General features: G+C 70.8%; 25 protein-coding genes. 14 read left to right on the top strand and 11 right to left on the bottom strand.

Features of this window, described 5'->3' with window-relative positions:
* The 6 genes from OG885_RS15605 to OG885_RS15580 all read left to right on the top strand — a co-directional run bounded on the left by OG885_RS15605 (position 1) and on the right by OG885_RS15580 (position 3,141).
* Positions 1-585, top strand: coding sequence for a dihydrofolate reductase family protein (locus OG885_RS15605; RefSeq protein WP_405731347.1), 585 nt, complete (start codon positions 1-3; stop codon positions 583-585).
* Positions 586-611: 26 nt separating this feature from the next.
* Entirely contained in the window at positions 612-857 is a 246-nt protein-coding gene (locus tag OG885_RS15600; protein ID WP_405731345.1) for a hypothetical protein, read from the top strand.
* Between the two features lie 99 nt (positions 858-956).
* Positions 957-1,370, top strand: coding sequence for a YciI family protein (locus OG885_RS15595; protein ID WP_405731343.1), 414 nt, complete (start codon positions 957-959; stop codon positions 1,368-1,370).
* A gap of 5 nt (positions 1,371-1,375) precedes the next feature.
* Entirely contained in the window at positions 1,376-2,581 is a 1,206-nt protein-coding gene (locus OG885_RS15590) for an RNA polymerase sigma factor (RefSeq protein ID WP_405731341.1), read from the top strand.
* A 9-nt stretch (positions 2,582-2,590) separates the two neighbouring features.
* Positions 2,591-2,917, top strand: coding sequence for a DUF952 domain-containing protein (locus OG885_RS15585; protein WP_405731339.1), 327 nt, complete (start codon positions 2,591-2,593; stop codon positions 2,915-2,917).
* Positions 2,914-3,141 carry a hypothetical protein gene (locus OG885_RS15580; RefSeq protein WP_405731337.1) on the top strand — a complete coding sequence of 76 codons (228 nt, stop codon included), beginning with the start codon at positions 2,914-2,916 and terminating at the stop codon, positions 3,139-3,141. Before OG885_RS15585 ends, OG885_RS15580 begins: the two co-directional genes overlap by 4 nt.
* Here the strand turns inward: OG885_RS15580 and OG885_RS15575 are convergent.
* From OG885_RS15575 to sodN, 5 genes are all read right to left on the bottom strand, one after another.
* Positions 3,128-3,859: a VOC family protein gene (locus OG885_RS15575; protein ID WP_405731333.1), complete on the bottom strand. Its 732-nt coding sequence runs from the start codon at positions 3,857-3,859 to the stop codon at positions 3,128-3,130. The two genes, OG885_RS15580 and OG885_RS15575, sit on opposite strands and share 14 nt — an antisense overlap.
* Before the next feature lie 15 nt (positions 3,860-3,874).
* The gene (locus tag OG885_RS15570) at positions 3,875-4,285 is read right to left on the bottom strand and encodes a VOC family protein (RefSeq protein WP_399948382.1); all 411 of its coding nucleotides are present in this window, start codon (positions 4,283-4,285) and stop codon (positions 3,875-3,877) included.
* A gap of 27 nt (positions 4,286-4,312) precedes the next feature.
* Complete coding sequence (locus tag OG885_RS15565) at positions 4,313-4,705, bottom strand: helix-turn-helix transcriptional regulator (protein ID WP_329334842.1); 393 nt, start codon at positions 4,703-4,705, stop codon at positions 4,313-4,315.
* Positions 4,706-4,742: 37 nt separating this feature from the next.
* Positions 4,743-6,890: an N-acetylmuramoyl-L-alanine amidase gene (locus OG885_RS15560; protein WP_405731330.1), complete on the bottom strand. Its 2,148-nt coding sequence runs from the start codon at positions 6,888-6,890 to the stop codon at positions 4,743-4,745.
* Between the two features lie 183 nt (positions 6,891-7,073).
* On the bottom strand, positions 7,074-7,469 hold the full coding sequence (sodN, locus tag OG885_RS15555) for a superoxide dismutase, Ni (protein WP_023546844.1): 396 nt from the start codon (positions 7,467-7,469) through the stop codon (positions 7,074-7,076).
* 145 nt (positions 7,470-7,614) lie between these two features.
* Here sodN and sodX point away from each other — a divergent pair, with 145 nt between their 5' ends.
* Positions 7,615-8,052, top strand: a complete 438-nt coding sequence (sodX, locus tag OG885_RS15550; protein WP_405742744.1) for a nickel-type superoxide dismutase maturation protease — start codon at positions 7,615-7,617, stop codon at positions 8,050-8,052.
* Here sodX and OG885_RS15545 read toward each other — a convergent pair.
* Entirely contained in the window at positions 7,935-8,585 is a 651-nt protein-coding gene (locus tag OG885_RS15545) for a CGNR zinc finger domain-containing protein (protein WP_405731327.1), read from the bottom strand. The two genes, sodX and OG885_RS15545, sit on opposite strands and share 118 nt — an antisense overlap.
* An 87-nt stretch (positions 8,586-8,672) precedes the next feature.
* On the opposite strand from OG885_RS15545, the gene OG885_RS15540 reads away from it, so the two are divergent.
* On the top strand, positions 8,673-9,437 hold the full coding sequence (locus OG885_RS15540) for a class I SAM-dependent methyltransferase (protein WP_405731325.1): 765 nt from the start codon (positions 8,673-8,675) through the stop codon (positions 9,435-9,437).
* A 63-nt stretch (positions 9,438-9,500) separates the two neighbouring features.
* Here the strand turns inward: OG885_RS15540 and OG885_RS15535 are convergent, their stop codons facing one another.
* Genes OG885_RS15535 through OG885_RS15525 form a run of 3 tightly spaced genes read right to left on the bottom strand, consistent with a single transcriptional unit; the run spans position 9,501 to position 12,230 of the window.
* On the bottom strand, positions 9,501-10,262 hold the full coding sequence (locus OG885_RS15535; RefSeq protein ID WP_405731323.1) for an amino acid ABC transporter ATP-binding protein: 762 nt from the start codon (positions 10,260-10,262) through the stop codon (positions 9,501-9,503).
* The gene (locus OG885_RS15530; RefSeq protein WP_405731321.1) at positions 10,259-11,236 is read right to left on the bottom strand and encodes an amino acid ABC transporter permease; all 978 of its coding nucleotides are present in this window, start codon (positions 11,234-11,236) and stop codon (positions 10,259-10,261) included. Before OG885_RS15530 ends, OG885_RS15535 begins: the two co-directional genes overlap by 4 nt.
* 28 nt (positions 11,237-11,264) lie before the next feature.
* Positions 11,265-12,230, bottom strand: a complete 966-nt coding sequence (locus tag OG885_RS15525) for an ABC transporter substrate-binding protein (protein ID WP_405731319.1) — start codon at positions 12,228-12,230, stop codon at positions 11,265-11,267.
* Between the two features lie 617 nt (positions 12,231-12,847).
* Between OG885_RS15525 and OG885_RS15520 the strand changes: the two genes are divergently transcribed.
* The 4 genes from OG885_RS15520 (at position 12,848) to OG885_RS15505 (ending at position 16,091) form a co-directional block, all read left to right on the top strand.
* Positions 12,848-14,071, top strand: coding sequence for an NADP-dependent malic enzyme (locus tag OG885_RS15520; protein ID WP_405731317.1), 1,224 nt, complete (start codon positions 12,848-12,850; stop codon positions 14,069-14,071).
* Positions 14,072-14,236: 165 nt separating this feature from the next.
* Positions 14,237-15,202: a zinc-binding dehydrogenase gene (locus tag OG885_RS15515; protein ID WP_405731315.1), complete on the top strand. Its 966-nt coding sequence runs from the start codon at positions 14,237-14,239 to the stop codon at positions 15,200-15,202.
* A gap of 107 nt (positions 15,203-15,309) precedes the next feature.
* Positions 15,310-15,519, top strand: a complete 210-nt coding sequence (locus OG885_RS15510; protein WP_059192380.1) for an HTH domain-containing protein — start codon at positions 15,310-15,312, stop codon at positions 15,517-15,519.
* Positions 15,519-16,091: a Clp protease N-terminal domain-containing protein gene (locus OG885_RS15505; protein WP_405731313.1), complete on the top strand. Its 573-nt coding sequence runs from the start codon at positions 15,519-15,521 to the stop codon at positions 16,089-16,091. Before OG885_RS15510 ends, OG885_RS15505 begins: the two co-directional genes overlap by 1 nt.
* Positions 16,092-16,207: 116 nt before the next feature.
* On the opposite strand, the gene OG885_RS15500 is transcribed toward OG885_RS15505, so the two are convergent.
* A complete protein-coding gene (locus OG885_RS15500) occupies positions 16,208-17,290 on the bottom strand; it encodes a helix-turn-helix transcriptional regulator (protein ID WP_405731311.1) in 1,083 nt (360 codons plus the stop codon).
* A 1-nt stretch (position 17,291) separates the two neighbouring features.
* On the bottom strand, positions 17,292-18,464 hold the full coding sequence (locus OG885_RS15495; RefSeq protein ID WP_405731309.1) for a DUF4097 family beta strand repeat-containing protein: 1,173 nt from the start codon (positions 18,462-18,464) through the stop codon (positions 17,292-17,294).
* A gap of 178 nt (positions 18,465-18,642) precedes the next feature.
* Between OG885_RS15495 and OG885_RS15490 the strand changes: the two genes are divergently transcribed.
* Together OG885_RS15490 and OG885_RS15485 are read left to right on the top strand one after the other, a co-directional pair.
* Positions 18,643-19,476 carry a hypothetical protein gene (locus tag OG885_RS15490; RefSeq protein ID WP_405731307.1) on the top strand — a complete coding sequence of 278 codons (834 nt, stop codon included), beginning with the start codon at positions 18,643-18,645 and terminating at the stop codon, positions 19,474-19,476.
* A gap of 144 nt (positions 19,477-19,620) precedes the next feature.
* Positions 19,621-19,800: a DUF6104 family protein gene (locus OG885_RS15485; protein WP_329334820.1), complete on the top strand. Its 180-nt coding sequence runs from the start codon at positions 19,621-19,623 to the stop codon at positions 19,798-19,800.
* Positions 19,801-19,907 lie beyond the last annotated feature (107 nt).

Genomic DNA, 19,907 nt, shown 5'->3' with positions numbered 1-19,907 from the left:
TTGCGAAAGCTCACGTACTTCGTCGCCTGTTCGATCGACGGCTTCATCGGTGACGAGAGCGGCGACGCGTCCTTCATGTACCCGTACGTCGACGAGGAGTTCATCGCGTTCCTCACCGCCGAGTACCCGGAGACCATGGCCGCCCACGGCCGCAGGGCCCTCGGCGTCCACGACCTGCCGCCCAGGCGGTTCGACACCGTCATCCAGGGCCGCGGCAGCTACGACGTCGGCCTGAAGGAGGGCATCACCAGCCCCTACGACCATCTGCGCCAGTACGTCGCCTCCCGCACCCTCACCGAGTCCCCCGACCCGCACGTCGAGATCGTCGGCGCCGACCTTCTCGGGAAGGTCCGCGAACTCAAGGCGGAGGAGGGTGAGCTGGGGATCTACCTCTGCGGCGGCGCACAGCTCGCCGGCCAACTGCGCGACGAGATCGACGAGCTCGTCATCAAGACCTACCCGGTCGCCCTCGGCACCGGCATGCCGATGTTCGCCGCCGGCTTCTCGGTCGCCGAGTTCGCCCTCGACGAGGTCCGCGTCTTCAAGAACGGCGTCGTCGTGCGCGCGTACAGCAGGAAGCGCTGACGCCCGGGCCGCCCTACCCTGAAGGCATGGACAGCGAAGAACGCGTCTGTCCCGTCTGCGGACAGCCTGTCGAAACAGTCGTCCACCGTCACAAGACGCTGGGCGCGTGGGTCCCGGTCTGGGTGGCGGGACCCTGTCGCAATCCGGACTGCGCGGCATACGCCGAGGAGGGCACCGAGCCCGACGACGAGCGCGCGAAGAGAGCAGCCGGAAGGTCCGCCAGGAAGCCCGCCGGGCAGGTCGGCGGAGAATCCGCCGGAAAGAATTCCTGAACCCGTGTCGTGAAACTGTCGAGAACCCCGGCCCGGCTCCGACGTCCCCGATGAGAAGCCGCCCACGGAAGGCGCGGCCGGAGCCGAAGGAGCGGACCCATGAAGTACCTCATGATGGTGCAGGGCACGCAGCAGGACTACGAGGCCATGCGCGGCAAGGCCTCCGAGAGCTCCCCCGCCTGGAACGACGACGAGATCCAGGCGATGTACGCCCATATGTCCGCGATCAACGACGACCTCGCCGAGACCGGTGAGTTCATCGACGCACAGGGTCTCGCCGAGCCCGCGAAGATCCGTCACGTCACGCTCGGCGCGGACGGCAAGGCCGTGATCACGGACGGGCCGTACAGCGAGACCAAGGAGCTGATGGCCGGCTACTGGGTGCTGGACTGCGCGAGCCTGGAGCGGGTCACCGAGATCGCCGACCGCGTCACCCGCTGCCCGCAACCCGCGGGCGCACCCGTCTACGCGGTGGTGATCCGTCCCATCCTGGACGGCGCCGGCGACATCTGAGCCCCGTGCGACGGACGACCGAGACCGAGGACCTGCTGCGCCTGCACGCGCCGCAGGTCCTCGGCGCGCTGATCAGGCGGTACGGCCATTTCGACGCCGCCGAGGACGCGGTACAGGAGGCACTGCTCGCCGCGGCCGGGCAGTGGCCGTCGGCCGGCGTCCCGGACAATCCGCGCGGCTGGCTGATCAGGGTGGCCTCGCGGCGGCTCGTCGACGCAATGCGGGCGGAGCACGCCCTGCGGGCGCGGGAGGAGCGGGCCGCGGCGCTCGGCGAACGCCTGGCGTCCGGGGCGGACCGGGCGCCGCGGGAGGACGACACCCTCGCCCTCCTCTTCCTCTGCTGTCACCCCGACCTGCCCCAGCCCGCCCAGATCGCCCTCACCCTGCGCGCGGTCGGCGGCCTCACGACGGCCGAGATCGCCCGCGCGTACCTGGTGCCCGAGGCGACCATGGCCCAGAGGATCAGCCGCGCCAAGCAGAAGGTGCGAGGCGTGTCCTTCGGCCGGCCGGACCACTGGGAGGCACGGCTGCCGGCCGTCCTGCAGACCCTGTATCTGATCTTCAACGAGGGCTACACGGCGACCTCCGGCCCGGCGCTGCAACGCCGTGACCTCGCCGGTGAGGCCGTCCGGCTGACCCGCGCGGTCCACCGGCTGCTCCCCGGCACCGGCGAGGTGACCGGGCTGCTGGCCCTGATGCTGCTCACCGACGCCCGCCGCGAGGCCCGCACCGGCCCGGACGGCGATCTCGTGCCCCTCGACGAACAGGACCGCGAGCGCTGGGACAAGGCCGCGATCGAGGAGGGCGTCGCCCTGATCACCACGGCCCTCGCGCACGGCCCGGCCGGCCCCTACCAACTGCGCGCGGCCATCGCCGCCGTCCACGACGAGGCGCCGTCCGCGGACACCACCGACTGGCGGGAGATCCTCGGCCTCTACGACCTCCTGGTCCGCCTCGTCCCCGGCCCCGTCGAACGCCTCAACCGCACGGTCGCCGTCGCCATGGTCCATGGTCCGGCGGCCGGCCTCGCGGAACTGGACGTGCTGGAGGGCGGGTTGGGGCACCGCCGGGACGCCGTACGGGCGCATCTGCTGGAGCGCGCCGGGTCGTACGACGAGGCCCGCGCCGCCTACGAGTCGGCCGCCGCGCAGACCCTGAGCCTGCCCGAGCAGCGCTATTTGCGGAGGCGGGCGGCCCGGCTGAGGCCGTAGCGTGGCGGCATGTCCCAACGCATCGTGCACCTCACCGAACGCTCCCTCTGGGAGGAAGCCCGCGCCCGGGGAACGTACGAGATGTCGACCCGTGGCAAGACCCTTCAGCAGGAGGGCTTCATCCACTGCTCGACCCGCGCCCAGCTCCCCGAGGTCGCGGCCTTCCTGTACGGCTCCTACGACGGCCCCGACGAACTGGTGCTGCTGGTCATCGACCCCGACCGGCTCGGAGTGCCCCTGAAATGGGAGGCCCCGGAGCCCGGCGCCGACGAGTTCCCGCACATCTACGGGCCGCTCGCGGTGGACGCCGTGGTCGACGTGGAGGCGTGGGGGTGACGAGGCGGCCCCGGTTATGGCGGTGGGTCCTGGTCGTGTGGGCGGTCGTGGTGGCCGTCGGGGCCGGGCTCACCTGGTGGCTCCAGGACTCGGGCGAGCCGCAGCAGCCCGCAGGCGGGACGGAGTTCAGCCCAGCGCCCTCGCTTCCGGAGGGGTGGGAGAGCATGTGCCCGGCGCTCACGGAAGGCAAGGGCGACGCCCTGTGCTTCATCAGGACACGCTAGGCAGCCCGCCGGTCTCCGGGTCCCGGCCGGTCAGGCAGTAGGTGCCGCCGGCCGGGTCGCGCAGCACCGTCCAGTGCCGGCCGTGGGCGACCGTCTCGGCGCCCAGCTTCTCGTGGCGCAGCCGGGTCGCCTCGATGTCGGCGCAGGCCAGGTCCACGTGGGCGGAGGCGGGGCGGTCCTCGCCGAGGCGCTGGAGGAGGATACGGACCGGGAGACCGGGTGGTGGCGCGAGGACGTGGAACTCGGGGAGGGAACCGGCGCGGGACTGCCACTCGGGCAACAGGGCGGTCCAGAACGCCACTTCGGTTTCGTAGGCCGAAGGCGCGAGGTCCAGGCAGACCTGGTCGAGGCGGGAGCCGTCGACGACGGGCGGGCGGACTGACTCGCCGTGCCAGGGCACCGCGCAGAACAACTGCCCGGCGGGGGACCGCAGTACGGCCCACCCCTCGTGCTCGGCGGCCGTCGACGCCCCGAGCCGGAGCGCCGACCGCACGAACCCCGGTACGTCGTCCACGCAGAAGTCCAGGTGCGCCCCACCCGCGCCCGAGTCGACGCCCTGCACCTTGACGCACGGGTCGGCACCGGACGGCACCAGCGTCACGAACTCACCCCGGAACGGGGAGAGTCGCGTGTCCGTGACCGCCGTCCAGAACTCATGGGCGCGGGCGACGAGTTCGGCGGGGCGGTCGATGAAGGCGTACGTCCAGCGGATGCTCATGCCGGGGATCGTAGGTCAGGGGGCCTGCATGAACCGCAGCATATTTCCGGCGGGGTCACGGAACGCGCAGTCGCGCACGCCGTACGGCATGTCCGTCGGCTCCTGGAGCACCTCGGCGCCGGACTCCTGGACGCGGGCGAAGAGGGCGTCGCAGTCGGCGGTGGTGAAGTTGACCCCGCGGAGCACGCCCTTGGCCAGCAGCTGCTCCATGACGTCCCGGTCGGCGGGGGAGAGGTCGGGGTTGGCGGCCGGCGGCTCCAGGACGATCGACACGTCCGGTTGCAGCGGTGATCCGACGGTCGTCCAGCGCATCCCCTCGTACTTGACGTCGTTGCGGACCTCAAGGCCCAGGACGTCGCAGTAGAAGGCGATCGCCTTGTCGTGGTCGTCGACGGCGATGAAACAGGTGTGGAGTCTCAGGTCCATGGGGCCAACCTATGGCCGACACCGTCCTCACGCCCGTCTCGGCCGGGTGTACGCCCGCACCACACAGGGCGGGATCTCCGCGCTCTCCTCGTGCGACCGGGCCCGGTAGGAACTCGGTGTCTCGCCCACCAGCTCGGTGAAACGGGAGCTGAACGAGCCGAGGGACGTACAGCCGACGGCCATGCACACCTCGGTGACGGTGAGGTCACCGCGGCGCAGCAGCATCTTCGCGCGCTCGACGCGGCGGGTCATGAGATAGCCGTACGGGGTCTCTCCGTAGGCGTCCTTGAAGCTGCGCTGGAAGTGGCCCGGGGACATCAGCGCGGTGCCCGCGAGGGCCGCCATGTCGAGCGGCTCGGTGTACTCGCGGTCCATACGGTCACGGGCCTTGCGCAGTCGCACCAGATCCTCACGGTTCACCCGGCCAGCATCGCACGCTCGCCCGGGCACGGTCAGCTCACTTCAGGTACACCAGGCCGTCCGTCGTCACCGTCGGACGGCCACTGGTGGCGGCGACCACGATCTTGACGGTGTGCTTGCCACCGCTCGACCAGGTCTTCGCCCAGATCGCGTTCCGGTACGAGGTCGTCGTCGACCTCAGATCGACGGTGGCGACCTTCTTGCCGTCCACGTAGACGTACGCCCGCCCCGAGGTCGAGGCCCGCGAGACCACCCAGGCCGCCGAACGGCCGGTGAACGTCCAGCTGAGCGAGGAGTTCTTGGTCCTGCTGGTGTACGACGTGCCGCCCAGGTAGCTGTACGAGGACTTGGCGGTCCAGGTGCCCGACCTGGTCGCCGCCGTCTCCTGGAGGATCACCGGGGTGCCGCTGACCGAGGCGCCGGCGGTGTTGCCGGCCTGGTCGTAGGCCTTCAGTGACCAGGTGGTGGCCGTACCGGGCCTGGCGTTCTGGAGGGTGCTGGTCGTCGTGGGGCCGTAGGTCGCGGTGGCCGGGGCGGTCAGTCTGACCTCCTTCAGCGCGGCCGAGTCCGTGGCCTTCCACTTCAGGGTGAGCGGGACGGCCGTGGCGCTCACCGTGCCGGTGCGCAGGGCGGGGGCGGGCCTGGTGGAGAAGGTGGGCGCGGTGGTCTCCGCGACGACCGTGGCCGTCGCCGTGGTGGTCGACCTCCCGGACTGGTGGACGGCGCGTACGGCGACCTTGTGCGTCCCCACGGGCAGCGTGACCTTGGCCGAGGTGGCGGAGCCGGCGGCGGTGGCGGCCACCTCGCCGTCGACCAGCACCTCGTACCGGGAGACGAAGGCGGCCGGGCTGGTGATCGACCAGTTCAGGGTGACCGAGGCATTGGTGTACGCCGTCGAGCCGACCGTGCCCGAGCCGGTGACCGACTTCAGGGCGAGGCCGGTGACCGGGCCCGCGGCCCAGGAGCGGATCGTCGGCAGCTCGGCGTAGAAGGCGGTGCCAGGGCACTCGGTGTTGTAGCCGTCGCGGTGGCCGATGATCGTCGGGAACTCCAGCCGGGCGCCCAGCGTCCAGGTCCTGCCCGAGAAGTTCCCGCCGGTCGCGCCCGCCGTCAGCGTGGTCGTGCCGTCCGGGTCGACGCCGTACAGGCCCAGCTTCCACGCGGCGATCCGGGCGACGGAGGTCATCGCCGCCGTGCTCGGGGCGGTGTCCGTGTAGGTGCCGAGGACGGAGATGCCGGCCGTCTGCGTGTTGAAGCCGTAGGTGTGCGCGCCCAGCACCGGCTGGTCGACGCCCCCCTTGCGGCCCTCGTAGACGGTGCCGCACTTGTCCACGAGGAAGTTGTAGCCGATGTCCCTCCAGCCCAGCGTCTTCACGTGGTACGCGTAGATGCCGCGGACGACGGCCGGGGCCTCGGCGCAGGTGTAGGCGTTGGAGCCGACGGTGTGATGGACCGTCACCGCCTTGATCCTGCCGCTCGGTAGGTACTCCGGCTCCTGCGGGCTGATCGACTCGTCGGCGCCCCAGCCGGCCCGCGAGGTGATCGCGGGCCGCGGGACCGCGGACGCCGGGGCGCCGGACGACGCGGTGGGCGTCGCCGAGGCCGAACCGGCGGCCGGGGCCGGGGACGTGGCCGCCGTGCTCGGGGAGGCGGCGGAAGTCGCGGTGTCGTCCGGCGCGAAGGCGCCCGGTTCCACGTCGGAGCCGGTGGCGGAGCCGGGGTCGATCATGTCGAGGCGCAGGCCCGCGGGCAGCTTGGCGGAGGCCTTGCCGTCCACGCGTACCTCGACGCCGTCGGAGGGCCCGACCCAGGCCGGTTCCGTACCGCCGCGGGTGGCCCCGTCCTCGCCCGGCCCGTTGGCGGTGTCCAGCGTCAGCCACGGGGACCAGGTGCCGGTTCTCGTGTCCCGGGCACGGGCCTCGATCCTCGCGGCCACGCGCGCGGACGGGTCCGACCAGGTGAGGCCGAGCAGACTGAAGTCCGCGGTGTCCCGCTGGGCGAGCCGGGCCGAGGCGCCGTCGGCGGCCACAGTCAGCTCGGCCGCGCGGTCAGTGCTCCTGACGGGCCGTGACTTGCCGTCGTCCGCGGCGCTGTCCGACGTATCACCGGGCACGCCCTGGACGACCAGTGCCCCGGTCACCGTCGCCGCTGTCAGCGCGGCCGCCCACCACCAACGACGTCTCATCGCGACGCGCACACCTTTCGCAGCAGTGTCCCCAGGGACATCACAGGTGTGACGCCGAGGGAAAGGTATGCGGAACGTAAACGATCAAAAGCCCGTCAATCCGGAAGAACACGCCCGGTTACGCACGACGGCGGCGCAGTGATCTGTATCACTGCGCCGCCGTACGGCGAGACTTGGCGAGGCTCAGGCCTTCTTGGTCTCCCAGAAGATCTTGTCGATCTGGGCGATGTAGTCCAGCGCCTTCTGGCCGGTGGCCGGGTCGGTGGACGCCTTGGCGGCCGAGAGGGCCTTGAGGGCGTCGTTGACCAGCTGGTGCAGCTCCGGGTACTTCTCGAAGTGCGGGGGCTTGAAGTAGTCGCTCCACAGCACCGACACGTGGTGCTTCGCGAGCTCGGCGCGCTGCTCCTTGATGACGGTGGCGCGAGCCTGGAAGTGCGGGTCGTCGTTGCCGGCCATCTTCTCCTGGACGGCCTTCACCGACTCCGCCTCGATGCGGGCCTGGGCCGGGTCGTACACGCCGCAGGGCAGGTCGCAGTGGGCGCTGACCTTGACCTTGGGGGCAAACAGGCGGGAAAGCATGGAGCATTCCTTCCTCGTGATCGTCTTCTCAGGTGGGACATTACTCCCTGCGAGACGGGTTTTCGCGAGTGCCCCCATGGGCTTAGGACAAAAGTCCGGGGTCAGACTGAGACTGGTGGATGAACGTACCGGGGAGGTGCCGGGGATGCCGGAGCTGTCGCAGGAGACCGAACACGGAGCGCCGCTCCCGCCCTTCGGGTGGGTGGAGGTGACCGGACCGTCGATGGTGCCCACGCTCTATCACGGGGACCAGCTCCTGATCCGCTACACGGGCCGGGTCCGGTCCGGCGACATCGTCATCCTGCGCCATCCCCTCCAGCAGAACCTGCTCGTGGTGAAGCGGGCGGCGGAGCGCCGGCCGGGCGGCTGGTGGGTGCTGGCCGACAACCCGCTGGGCGCGACCGCCGACAGCGAGGACTTCGGCGTCGTGCCCGACGACCTGATCCTCGGCAAGGTCCGCTTCCGCTACCGCCCGCCGGAGGCAGGTCGGCGCTCGCCGCTCGCGCTGGCCCGCTGGGTGCTGTCGGCGGCCAGGCCCGTCTTCTCCGGCCGGTCCGCCTCCAGGCGCTTGCGGGCGCGGTAGGCGGCCACGTTGGCGCGGGTCGCGCAGCGGTCGGAGCAGTAGCGCCGGGAGCGGTTCGTGGAGGTGTCGAGGTAGGCGTTGCGGCAGGGCGCGGCCTCGCACAGGCCGAGGCGGTCCACGCCGTACTCGGTGAGGTGGAAGGCCAGCCCCATCGCGGCGATGGCCGCGTAGCCGGCGGTCACGTTGGACGGGTGGTCGGCGAGGTGCATGTGCCACAACGGGCGGCCGCTGTCGTCCCGGTGGTCGTGCCCGGAGATCTGCGGGCTGACCGGGAACTCCAGCAGGAGCGCGTTGAGCAGGTTGACCGCCAGGCTCTCGTCGCCGGAGTCGGCGGCCTCGAAGACCGCGCGCAGCCGGCCGCGGACCGAGCGGAAGCGGGTGACATCGGAGTCGGTGGCCCGCCGGGCCGCCTCCTGGCTGCCGCCGAACAGCTCGCGGATGGCCTCGACCGAGGTCAGCGTGTCCTTGCCCCGGGCCGGGTCCTCGCTGTTGACGAGCCGCACGGCGTAATCCGAGTAATAGGCCAGTTCCACTTGTAGTCCTTACGAGGGTGAACTAGGGTCGGTAACAGCTGATCGTGCTTCCAGGGTATTACGTATGCACAGGAAGAGGGGGATCCCTTGACGACCGGAACCGGAACCCACACCGACTGGCAGGCCTGGCAGGAGAGCTGGGACCGGCAGCAGGAGTGGTACATGCCCGACCGCGAGGAACGCTTCCGGATCATGCTCGACATGGTCGAGGCCCTCGTCGGACCCCGCCCGCGCGTGCTGGACCTGGCCTGCGGCACGGGAAGTATCACGGCCAGGCTGCTCGCCCGGTTCCCGGAGGCCACCAGCACCGGTGTCGACCTCGACCCGGCGCTCCTCGCCATCGCCGAGGGCACCTTCGCGGACGACGACCGGGTCACCTTCGTGACCGCCGACCTCAAGGACCCCCACTGGCCGGCGAAGCTGCCGTACGCCACGTACGACGCGGTCCTGACCGCCACGGCCCTGCACTGGCTGCACAGCGAACCCCTCGCGGCCCTCTACGGTCAGGTCGCGGAACTCGTCCGCGACGGCGGTGTCTTCATGAACGCGGACCACATGATCGACGAGACGACGCCCCGGATCAACGCGGCCGAGCGCGCCCAGCGTCACGCCCGCATGGATCAGGCCAAGGCGGACGGCGCCCTCGACTGGGCCGAGTGGTGGGAGGTCGCCGCCCAGGACCCGGTCCTCGCCGGCCCGACCGCCCGCCGCTTCGAGATCTACGGCGAGCACGCCGACGGCGAGATGCCCTCCGCCGCCTGGCACGCGCGCGTGCTGCGGGAGCAGGGCTTCGGGGAGGCCAGGCCGGTGTGGGCCTCGCCGTCGGACACGCTGCTGCTCGCGGTCAAGTGACCGTACGACGAGGAAGGGGCGGTACGGGAATCCCGTACCGCCCCTTCCTCGTCGTACGACCCGCTACAGGACCTTCGACAGGAACGCCTGCGTCCGCTCGTGCTGCGGGTTGGTCAGGACGTCGCGCGGGTTGCCGGACTCGACCACCACACCGCCGTCCATGAAGACCAGGCTGTCGCCGACCTCGCGGGCGAAGCCCATCTCGTGGGTGACGACGACCATCGTCATACCCGACTCGGCGAGGTCGCGCATGACGTCGAGGACGTCACCGACCAGCTCCGGGTCGAGGGCCGAGGTCGGCTCGTCGAACAGCATCAGCTTCGGGTCCATGGCGAGGGCCCGGGCGATCGCGACGCGCTGCTGCTGGCCGCCGGAGAGCTGCGAGGGGTAGTTCTTCGCCTTGTCGGCGAGGCCCACCTTCTCCAGGAGCTCGCCCGCCCGCTCCCTGGCCTGGGCCCGGCTCGCGCCCTTGACCTGGACCGGGGCCTCCATGACGTTCTCCAGCGCCGTCATGTGCGGGAACAGGTTGAACCGCTGGAACACCATGCCGATGTCCCGGCGCTGGAGCGCGACCTCGCTGTCCTTGAGCTCGTAGAGCTTGTCGCCCTTCTGGCGGTAGCCGACGAGCTGGCCGTCGACGTACAGCCGGCCGGCGTTGATCTTCTCCAGGTGGTTGATGCACCGGAGAAACGTGCTCTTGCCGGAACCGGAGGGGCCGATGAGGCAGAACACCTCGCCCTGCTTGACCTCCAGGTCGATGCCCTTGAGGACTTCCACCGGGCCGAAGGACTTGTGCACGCCCTCGGACTTCACCATGGCGGTCATGCCGTGTTACCCCTCTCGCGGCTGAAGGCCATCATGTTGACCCTGATCTTCTGCCACGGTGTGGGCGGCAGGTTCCGGGACGAGCCGCGGGCGAAACGCCGCTCCAGGTAGAACTGGAAGACGCTGAACACGCTGGTCATGACCAGGTACCAGATACACGCCACGAACAGCATCTCCATGACGGCGTACGACGTGGAGCCGATCGTCGACGTGGCGCGCAGCAGTTCGTTGTACGTCACCGCGTACACCAGCGACGACGTCTTGAGCATGTTGATGAACTCGTTGCCGGTCGGCGGCACGATCACCCGCATCGCCTGCGGGATGACGATCCGGCGCAGCGTCTTGGCGTGGCTCATGCCGAGCGCGTGCGAGGCCTCGGTCTGGCCCTCGTCGACGGCCAGCAGGCCGGCGCGGCAGATCTCCGCCATGTACGCGGCCTCGTTCAGCCCCAGGCCGAGGAGCGCGGCCATGAACGGCGTCATGACGTCGACCATCTCGTCCTTGTAGATCGGACCGAGATTCAGCATGGGGAAGATCAGCGCCAGGTTGAACCAGAGCAGGAGCTGGACGTAGACCGGCGTCCCGCGGAAGAACCAGATGTAGACCCAGGCCACCCAGCTCGTCACCGGGTTCTTGGAGAGCCGCATGACGGCCAGGATCACGCCCAGGACCACGCCCATGATCATCGCGAGCACGCTGATCAGCAGGGTGCGCCCGGCACCCTTGAGGACCGTGTCGTCGAAGACGTAGTCGCCGACCGCGGACCACTGGATCTTGTCGGCCGTGGCGAAGGCGTTGACCAGCAGGCCGACGAGCGCCAGGACGATGACCGCGCTGACGTAGCGGCCCCAGTGGCGGACCGGGATGGCCTTGATCGCCTCGGGCGCCACGGAGGCGGCGGCAGCGGAGGAGGAGGCCTCCTTGGAGACCGGCGGCGTCGCGTCCGCCGGCTCCTTCTCGAACTTGTCAGTCACCGTGACTGCCCTTCAGTGGTGCGGGACGTCACTTGCCGCCGTTGACGGCGGCCTTGTCGATGGCGCCGGACTGGGCGCCCCACTTGTCGAGGATCTTCTTGTACGTGCCGTCCTCGATGATCGCGTTGACGGCCGCCTCCAGCGCGGAGGTGAGCTCCTTGTTGTCCTTGTTCACGGCGATGCCGAACGGACCGGCGTCGACCTGCTCGCCGACGACCTCGAAGGCGTTGCCGCCGTCGGCCTTGCGGGCCAGGTCCACGGCGACCGGGTAGTCGTTGACACCGGCGACGGCGCCGCCCGACTTCACACGGGTCTGGGCCTCGGTGTCGTTCTCGAACGACTCGATGTTGATCTTCTTCTTGCCGTCCTTCGTGCAGGCCTTGGACTGCGTCTGAAGGGCGGCCTCGTACGTGGTGCCGCGCTGCACGGCGGCGGTCTGGCCGCAGAGGTCCTCGATGGACTTGATGCCCTTCGGGTTGCCCTTGGCGACGTAGACGGCGGTGCCGGCCTTGAAGTAGTCGACGAAGTCGACACCCGGACCGAGCTTCTTGCCCTTGTCGTCCAGGCCCTCCTGACGCTGCTTGGTGTCCGTCATGGAGGACATCGCGAGGTCGTAGCGGCCCGAGTTCAGGGCGGTGATCAGGCCGTCGAAGGAACCGGAGGTGAACTTGAACTCCACGCCCAGCTGCTCGCCCAGGGCGTTGGCGATGTCGATGTCGACACCGACGATCTTGCCGCCCTCCTGGTACTCCATGGGGGCGTACTCGGCGTTGGTACCGGCCTTGATGACGCCGGCCTTCTGGATGTCCGCGGGCAGCTTGTCGAAGAGCGGCGCCTTGCTGGAGGACGCGCTCTCCTTCGAGCCGCTGTCGTTGCCGCTGTCCGTCTGGTCACCGCAGCCGGTGAGGATCAGGGCGCCTGCGACCGCGATCGAGCCGACCGCTGCGAGCCGGGAGCGGGCGGCGGTCGTACGACGGGTGGAGCTTGCGGTCATGGTGGGTTCCTCCGGCGGATGGGTGGAGTTGCCGATGGGGCGGGCTTCTGCCGATGGGGTCGGCAGGGGCCTTGGTTTCCTAGGTCGACGAGAGCACACGCCTTCGAGTGCCGCGACCTCGTGTGATTACGGCATCTTGCCATTCGGACTGCGCCATTCAGGGGGCCAGCCATGTCAAAATCGGATAACGGGTTACCCCCGAACCGCATCAGGTCGGACATCATGACGGCACCTCTTGCGGGAATCCATCCTTCCGGCCGGAGGATCTCCGGTGCATCTCACGATGTGAGCGCCAAGCTCCCGGCATGCACGGCGGCTCGACCCGCTGTCAAGAGGGTGTCGAGCGTGTGTCCACATATTTGTTCATGATTCATGTCACCGATATGTGATGTGCGCGGTCCGTCATGTGACCTTGCACGTATTGGACTCGTCGCGGGTGCCGTCCGTCCGGTAAGAAGGTTCTTTACACCCCTCATCCGGGGCTCAGGGCGCGTGTGCGGCGCGCCCGTCGTGTACGGCCCGTACGCATCACCGACACAGGGCCGTACGCGGTGCCCGCCCACTTCTCAACCAGGAGTGGCCACCCTCAAACCATGAATATCTAAGGGGTAGAACAAGTGGCAGCGGAGATCGTCAATCCTCGCAGCGACAGCGATACGGGCCAGGACGGAGGGGCGGAGCCCCTCGATTCCTTCGACCCCGCGTTCGCGCTGCACCGCGGCGGCAAGATGGCAGTGCAGGCCACCGTGCCGATCCGTGACAAGGACGACCTGTCCCTCGCGTACACGCCCGGCGTGGCGAAGGTGTGCAGCGCCATCGCCGAGCAGCCCGAGCTCGTCCACGACTACACGTGGAAGTCGTCCGTCGTCGCCGTCGTGACCGACGGCACGGCGGTCCTCGGACTCGGTGACATCGGGCCCGAGGCCTCCCTTCCGGTCATGGAAGGCAAGGCCATCCTCTTCAAGCAGTTCGGCGGCGTGGACGCGGTGCCGATCGCGCTGGACTGCACGGACGTCGACGAGATCGTCGAGACCGTGGTCCGCCTCGCTCCCTCCTTCGGCGGGGTCAACCTGGAGGACATCTCGGCGCCGCGGTGCTTCGAGATCGAGAAGCGCCTCCAGGAGCGCCTCGACATCCCGATCTTCCACGACGACCAGCACGGCACGGCCGTCGTCACGCTGGCGGCGCTGCGCAACGCGGCGCGGCTGAGCGGGCGGGAGATCGGGCAGCTCCGCGCGGTCATCTCGGGCGCCGGCGCGGCCGGTGTCGCCATCGCCAAGATGCTGGTCGAGGCCGGCATCGGGGATGTCGCGCTGGCCGACCGCAAGGGCGTCATCTCGACGGGTCGTGCGGACCTGACGGACGTCAAGCGCGAGGTCGCCTCCTTCACCAACAAGGCCGGGCTGACCGGTTCCCTGGAGGACGCCCTCGCCGGCGCCGATGTCTTCATCGGCGTCTCCGGCGGCACGGTCGCGGAGGAGGCGGTGGCGTCTATGGCAGAGGGCGCGTTCGTCTTCGCCATGGCCAACCCGAACCCCGAGGTGCACCCCGACGTCGCGCACAAGTACGCGGCGGTCGTGGCGACGGGTCGCTCCGACTTCCCGAACCAGATCAACAACGTCCTCGCGTTCCCCGGCATCTTCGCCGGCGCGCTCCAGGTGCGGGCCTCCCGGATCACCGAGGGCATGAAGATCGCGGCGGCGGAGGCACTGGCGTCGGTGGTCGGCGACGACCTCGCCGCGGACTACGTCATCCCGTCCCCGTTCGACGAGCGGGTCGCTCCGGCGGTCACCGCGGCGGTCGCCGCCGCGGCTCGCGCGGAGGGCGTGGCGCGCCGCTGAGGCGGGTGATGGTGCGGGTGACCCCGTTCGGCTCAATGCCGGGCGGGGTCACTTCTTTACTCGGGGGCGGGGCCGTTCGGGTGGTGGTGAGGGCGATGGCAAGAGGGTGTGTGTCACAGCGCCCCATGGTTCCGTCGGGACGCCGCGGACCCTATCGTCACCCTCATGTTCGCCGCCTACGCCGCCCGCATCGACCGTGACCAGCCGCTGACCGGCCTTGAGTTGGGGGAGCGCCCGGCTCCCGAGGCCCGCTCGGGGTGGAGTGTCATCGACGTCAGGGCCGCCTCCCTCAACCATCACGACCTCTGGTCCCTGAAGGGCGTCGGCCTGTCCGAGGACAAGCTGCCGATGATCCTCGGGTGTGACGCCGCCGGTGTCGACGCGGACGGCAACGAGGTCGTCCTGCACTCGGTGATCGGCCAGAGCGGCCATGGCGTCGGGCCCAGGGAGCCGCGTTCCATCCTCACCGAGCGCTACCAGGGCACGTTCGCCGAGCAGGTCGCCGTGCCGACCTGGAACGTGCTGCCCAAGCCCAAGGAGCTCTCCTTCGCGGAGGCCGCCTGTCTGCCCACGGCCTGGCTGACGGCGTACCGGATGCTCTTCACCAATGCCGGTGTGCGGCCCGGTGACTCGGTCCTCGTCCAGGGCGCCGGCGGCGGGGTCGCCACGGCCGCGATCGTGCTCGGCAAGGCGGCCGGTCTGCGGGTCTTCGCCACCAGCCGTGACGAGGCCAAGCGCAAGCGGGCGCTCGAGCTGGGCGCCGTGGAGGCGGTGGAGTCCGGGGCGCGGCTGCCGCAGCGTGTGGACGCCGTCATCGAGACCGTCGGCGCCGCCACCTGGTCCCACTCGGTGAAGTCCCTGAAGCCGGGCGGCACGCTCGTCATCTCCGGCGCGACCAGCGGCGACCGCCCCTCGCACGCCGAGCTGACCCGGATCTTCTTCCTCGAACTCAAGGTCGTCGGCTCCACGATGGGCACCAAGGACGAGCTGGAGGACCTGCTGTCCTTCTGCGCCGCGACCGGGGTCCGTCCGGTCATCGACGAGGAACTCCCGCTGGACCGGGCCCGCGAGGGCTTCGAGCGGCTGGCGTCGGGGGAGCAGTTCGGGAAGATCGTGCTGACGAACGCCTGAGTTCGCGGGAGACGGTCGGGGCGGGTCCGGTGTCCGGGCCCGCCTTTCTCGTGCCGAGTCTGTCAACTTTGGTTGACATCTTGTGAGTGTCAACGTAGGTTGACATCATGACCGAAGCAACGGATCTCGCCGAGCGCGCGGGTGATCGCGACCCCAGGGTCGGTCTGCGGGCCGTCGCCGCCCTGCGCCGCCTCCTTGAGCAGTTGGAGTCCGTGCAGGTGCGCAGCGCGCGCAACCAGGGCTGGTCGTGGCAGGAGATCGCCGCGGAACTAGGTGTGACCAGGCAGGCCGTGCACAAGAAGTACGGGAGGCATTGATGTTCGAGCGGTTCACGAAGGACGCCCGTGCCGTGGTGACCGGTGCGGTCGCGCACGCGGAGCGGGGTGGGGCGGAGGCGGTCGACGCCGAGCATCTGCTGCTCTCGCTGCTCGACCGGGAGGGCAGCCGGGCGTCGTTCGCGCTCGCCTCGGTCGGCGGTGCGGGATGGCTCGACTCGGTACGGCGGGCGCTTGATGAGGCCCGGCGCCGCGGCGGACTGTCCCAGGCCGACACCGACGCGCTGGCCGGCCTCGGGATCGATGTGTCGGAGATCGTCGCCCGGGTGGAGGAGGCGCACGGTGCCGGAGCGATGTCCGGCGACCGGCCGGGAGCGGGGCGGTGGTCGGGGTGGTCGGGGCGCCGTCCGTTCAGCCGGAGCGCCAAGGACGTGCTGGTACGTGCTCTGCGCGTCGCCGTCGGCCGCAAGGACCGGCATGTCGGCGACGAGCACATCCTGCTGGCCCTCGCCTCGGGCCCCGGCGTGCCCGCCGAGGTCCTCGCCGATCAGGGGGTGACGTACGGAGCGCTGATCCGTGTCCTCTACGGCGGGGGAGAGGCGAAGGCGGGCTGAGCCGGGCGGCCCGGCGGCCCGGTGGCCTGGCGTTGTCCGGTGTTGTCCGGCGGTGCGGCGTTGTCCGGTGGCGTCGGCGGAGTCGACGGCGCCACCGGAGGTGAGCTCAGCGGGCCTCAGGCCTTCGGCGTCCGCAGCAGCGCTCCGATGTGGGCTGCCGCCGCCGACAAGTGGCGGCGCGCGTCCCGGAGTTGGTCGGAGGTGACGCCGTGGTCGCGGGCCGCGTCACGAATGTCGTCGCGGAAGCGGTCGAGGAGGCGGTCCAGGTCACGGGCCGGGTCACCGGTGCCCGCCTCGTGGGCCCAGGACGGCTCGTAGTCGGCCGGGAAGTCCTCCGGGGTCTGGCCGTACTCGGGCGCCGGTGCCGACTTCGCCGACTTCCGGCCCTGTCCCGAGTCACCGCCCCGGCCGAACCCGAAGTCCTTGCCGAACCCCTTGCCGTAGTCCTTCCCGAACTCGCCGAACTCCTTGGCCAGTTCCGTCAGCCCCTCACGCACCCCCGTGGGCCAGTCGCCCCGCGCGAAGTGGTCCTGCACCTGCTCCTGGACCCGCCGGGCGATCCGCTGCACCTCCTCCTGGGCCTGCTCCCGAGCCCGCTCCTGCGCCTCCTTGGCCTGGCGCCGGGCCCGCTGGGCCTCCTCACGGGCCCGCCGGCTCTCGTCCTTGGCGCGCCGGGCCTGCTCCTTCCACTCCTGCTTGACGCGGCGCATCTCCTCCTTGGCGGCACGCCACGACTCGTTGTCGGTGTGCTCCGCGAAGTCCCCGGGGCCGCCGTCCGGTACGCGACCGCTGTCACCGCCCGCGCCGCCGCGCCGGGCCTCGGAGGCGGCGGCGCGCATCTCGCGGCGCAGATCACCCGCCGCGCCCCGCACATCGGCCCGGATCTCGGCGGCGAGCTCCGCGACCGACTCCCGGATCTCCAGCTCCAGGTCGGCCAGTTCACCGCTGCGGTCGGCCAGTTCGGCGCGGCCGGCGTCCGTGATGGCGTACACCTTGCGGCCGCCCTCGGTGGTGTGGGTGACCAGGCCCTCGGCCTCCAGCTTGGCGAGCCGGGGGTAGACGGTGCCGGCCGAGGGGGCGTACAGCCCCTGGAAACGCTCCTCCAGCAGCCGTATCACCTCGTAGCCGTGCCGCGGGGCCTCGTCGAGCAGCTTCAGCAGGTAGAGGCGGAGGCGGCCGTGGGCGAAGACGGGGGGCATGTCAGAGCACCTTCTTGTCGGTCGTGCCGTCGGCCGGGGCGGTGGGGTTGGTGGCGGTGGGGCCTGTGGGGGCTGTGGCGTCCGTGCTGTCGATGCCGTCCGTGCCGTCACCCGGGCCGGAACCGGAATTGTCCCCCGAGGCGCCCCGCGGCCCGTCCACCGGGTCGGAGGTGTCCGTCGTACCGTCGCTCTCCGTCCCGGCATCCGGCCCCGCATCCGGTTCCGAGTCCACCACGAGGTGCTCCACCCGGCGGTCGGCGTGATCCCCCGCGCGGTCCTCCGTCACTCGCTCCACCCGGTGCTCCGCGTGGGCGTCGACATCGTGCGGGTCCTCCAGGCCTCCGTCCTGCGCGGCTTCCTCCTCGTCCTCCCGGGCCGGCCGGTGCAGCAGGGCGATCGAGCCGGAGACCGTGGTCGCGCGGAGCTTTCCGGTGCCGGCGCCGAGGCGGCCGGTGACCTTGTGGGCGCCCCACTGGCCGTGGACCCGGAGGCCGTCGAAGGCGTTGGAGATGGTGCCGCTGGCGGTGTTGGCCTCGACGTCGGCGTCGGCCGGCTGAGGCAGCCGGATGGCGATCTCGCCCGAGACGCTGGTCAGCCGGATGTCGGTGGGGCCGTCCGGATCGAGGTCCACGATCATCGAGCCGCTGACCGAGTCGGCCTTCACGGAGGAGCCCGAACCCTCGACGACCGTGAGGTCGCCGGAGACGGAGTTGAAGCGCAGGTCGCCGGTGACGGCCTGGGCCTCCAGGTTCCCGGAGACGGTGTCCGCGCGGACCGGACCGGAGAGGCCCACCAGTGTGGTGTCGCCCGTGACGCCCTTCACCGACGAGGGGCCACTGAGGCCGGAGACGACGGCCCCCGCGCCCACCACGCCGAGTTCGACGCGGGTGGCGGCCGGCACGGCCAGGGACACGACGGCGCTGCGCCGCCAGCCCTTGCGGTCGAGCCACTTGAGGAAGCCCTTCCAGGGCAGGTCGTCGTAGGCGACCGTGAGGGTGCCGGCCTCCTGGCGCACGACCAGGGGTGGGCCCTCCAGTTCGGAGACCTCCAGGCGGGCGGAACCTTCGTCCGTCCCCACCACGTTCACCGTTCCGTTGACGATGCGTACATGGAGCTCGCGCACCGGCTCGTCGAACGAGAGCTTCCCGGGCTCTGAGACGGACCACTCGGACATGGCGCTGACCTCCCCGTGACAACGACACACGACATCACGCCACACACGCCATATCGCGTCTTCTGTCATTCACGATATATCGCGGACCCGGAAAGTCAAGACACCCGTTTCGGGCACACTTGGCACACTCGGCGCCCCAGAAATGCCCAAACCGCACAAATCGCCCTAGCGTGTGACCATGCCGACGGATCGCTCCGCTCCCACCCCCGCCCCCGGCGCCCTGCTCCTGTGCCGTGCGGAGCCCGAGGCCGTCGCCCCCGTCGCCCAACTGCTGCGCGAACCCATGCTGCTCACGCGCGCGGGCCGGGACTGGAGCGTCCTCGTCCCCGAGGGCAAGCCCTGGCGGGACGGCGCCGAACCGGTCGACCGCGTCCTCACGGGCTGGGCCGGGGCCCTCGCCGTCGGCGCCCCCTGGCCGGTCCTCGCCCTGTGGTGGGACGCCGACCGCAGCGGCTACACCCTCGCGTCCGGCTTCCGCCGCCCCGTCGGCTACGTCTGGCTCGCCAACGGCACCCCGGCCGGCGAGGACGAGGCGATGCGCACCTTCGCCGCCCGTCTCGGCCTCGACCCGGTCCTGGACGTGCAGTCCCTGGACCAGCTGACGAAGCCGGACGCCGCCGCCGACGCCCGCGCCCGGCTGACGGGCCTGCTCGCCGTCCTCACGCGCGCGGGTCTCACACTTCCCGCCGGCCTCGCCCCCGGCGAACCCGCCGACCGGCTCCGCGAGGCCGCCCGCGCCCAACCTGACACCCGGCCCGTCGAGTGGGAGGGCTGGCGCGAGACGGTCCGCGGTGAGCTCGAAGCCGTCGCGGGCCACCGCCTGGCCCCGTGGCTCCCCTGGTCCGGCGACCCCAGGGCCCGTGCCCTCGCCCTGGCCCAGGTGGCCGCCGGCCTCCCGCTCGCCGCCCTCGGCCTACGGCGCCGCAGCGGCGGTTGGATCACGGCGGGCGCCCTGCTGCTGGCGCACGGGGCGCTGGGACTGGCGTACGACCTCAGCCACCCGCGCGACTGAGAGAGCGGGCGCGCGGCCGGGCCCCCCGCACCAGGCCCGGCGTCTTCCCCCGCGCGGCTTGCATAGGCTGTCCACGGAACCCGAGACCGGGAACCCGGCACCCGCATCACGGAACCCGGAACACAGACGTACGCAGGAGAACCCATGTACTTCACCGACCGCGGCATCGAGGAACTGGAGAAGCGGCGCGGCGAGGAAGAGGTCACCTTCGAGTGGCTTGCCGAACAGCTGCGCACGTTCGTCGATCTCAACCCCGACTTCGAGGTGCCGGTCGAGCGGCTCGCGACCTGGCTGGCCCGTCTCGAGGACGAGGACGACGAGTAGGAACCGCCCCCCGACCACGGACGATCGCCCAACTGCGCCCCCTCGCGCTCCACTTCACGGGGAGTTAGCCTTCTCCTCCCATCGCGGTAGGGACGCTTCCCTCGATG

Origin of the sequence: Streptomyces sp. NBC_00028 (assembly GCF_045041065.1) — a bacterium.
Taxonomy (GTDB): Bacteria; Actinomycetota; Actinomycetes; order Streptomycetales; family Streptomycetaceae; genus Streptomyces.
Note: the sequence above shows the minus strand (reverse complement) of the source record. Positions and strands in the feature narration are given on the sequence as shown.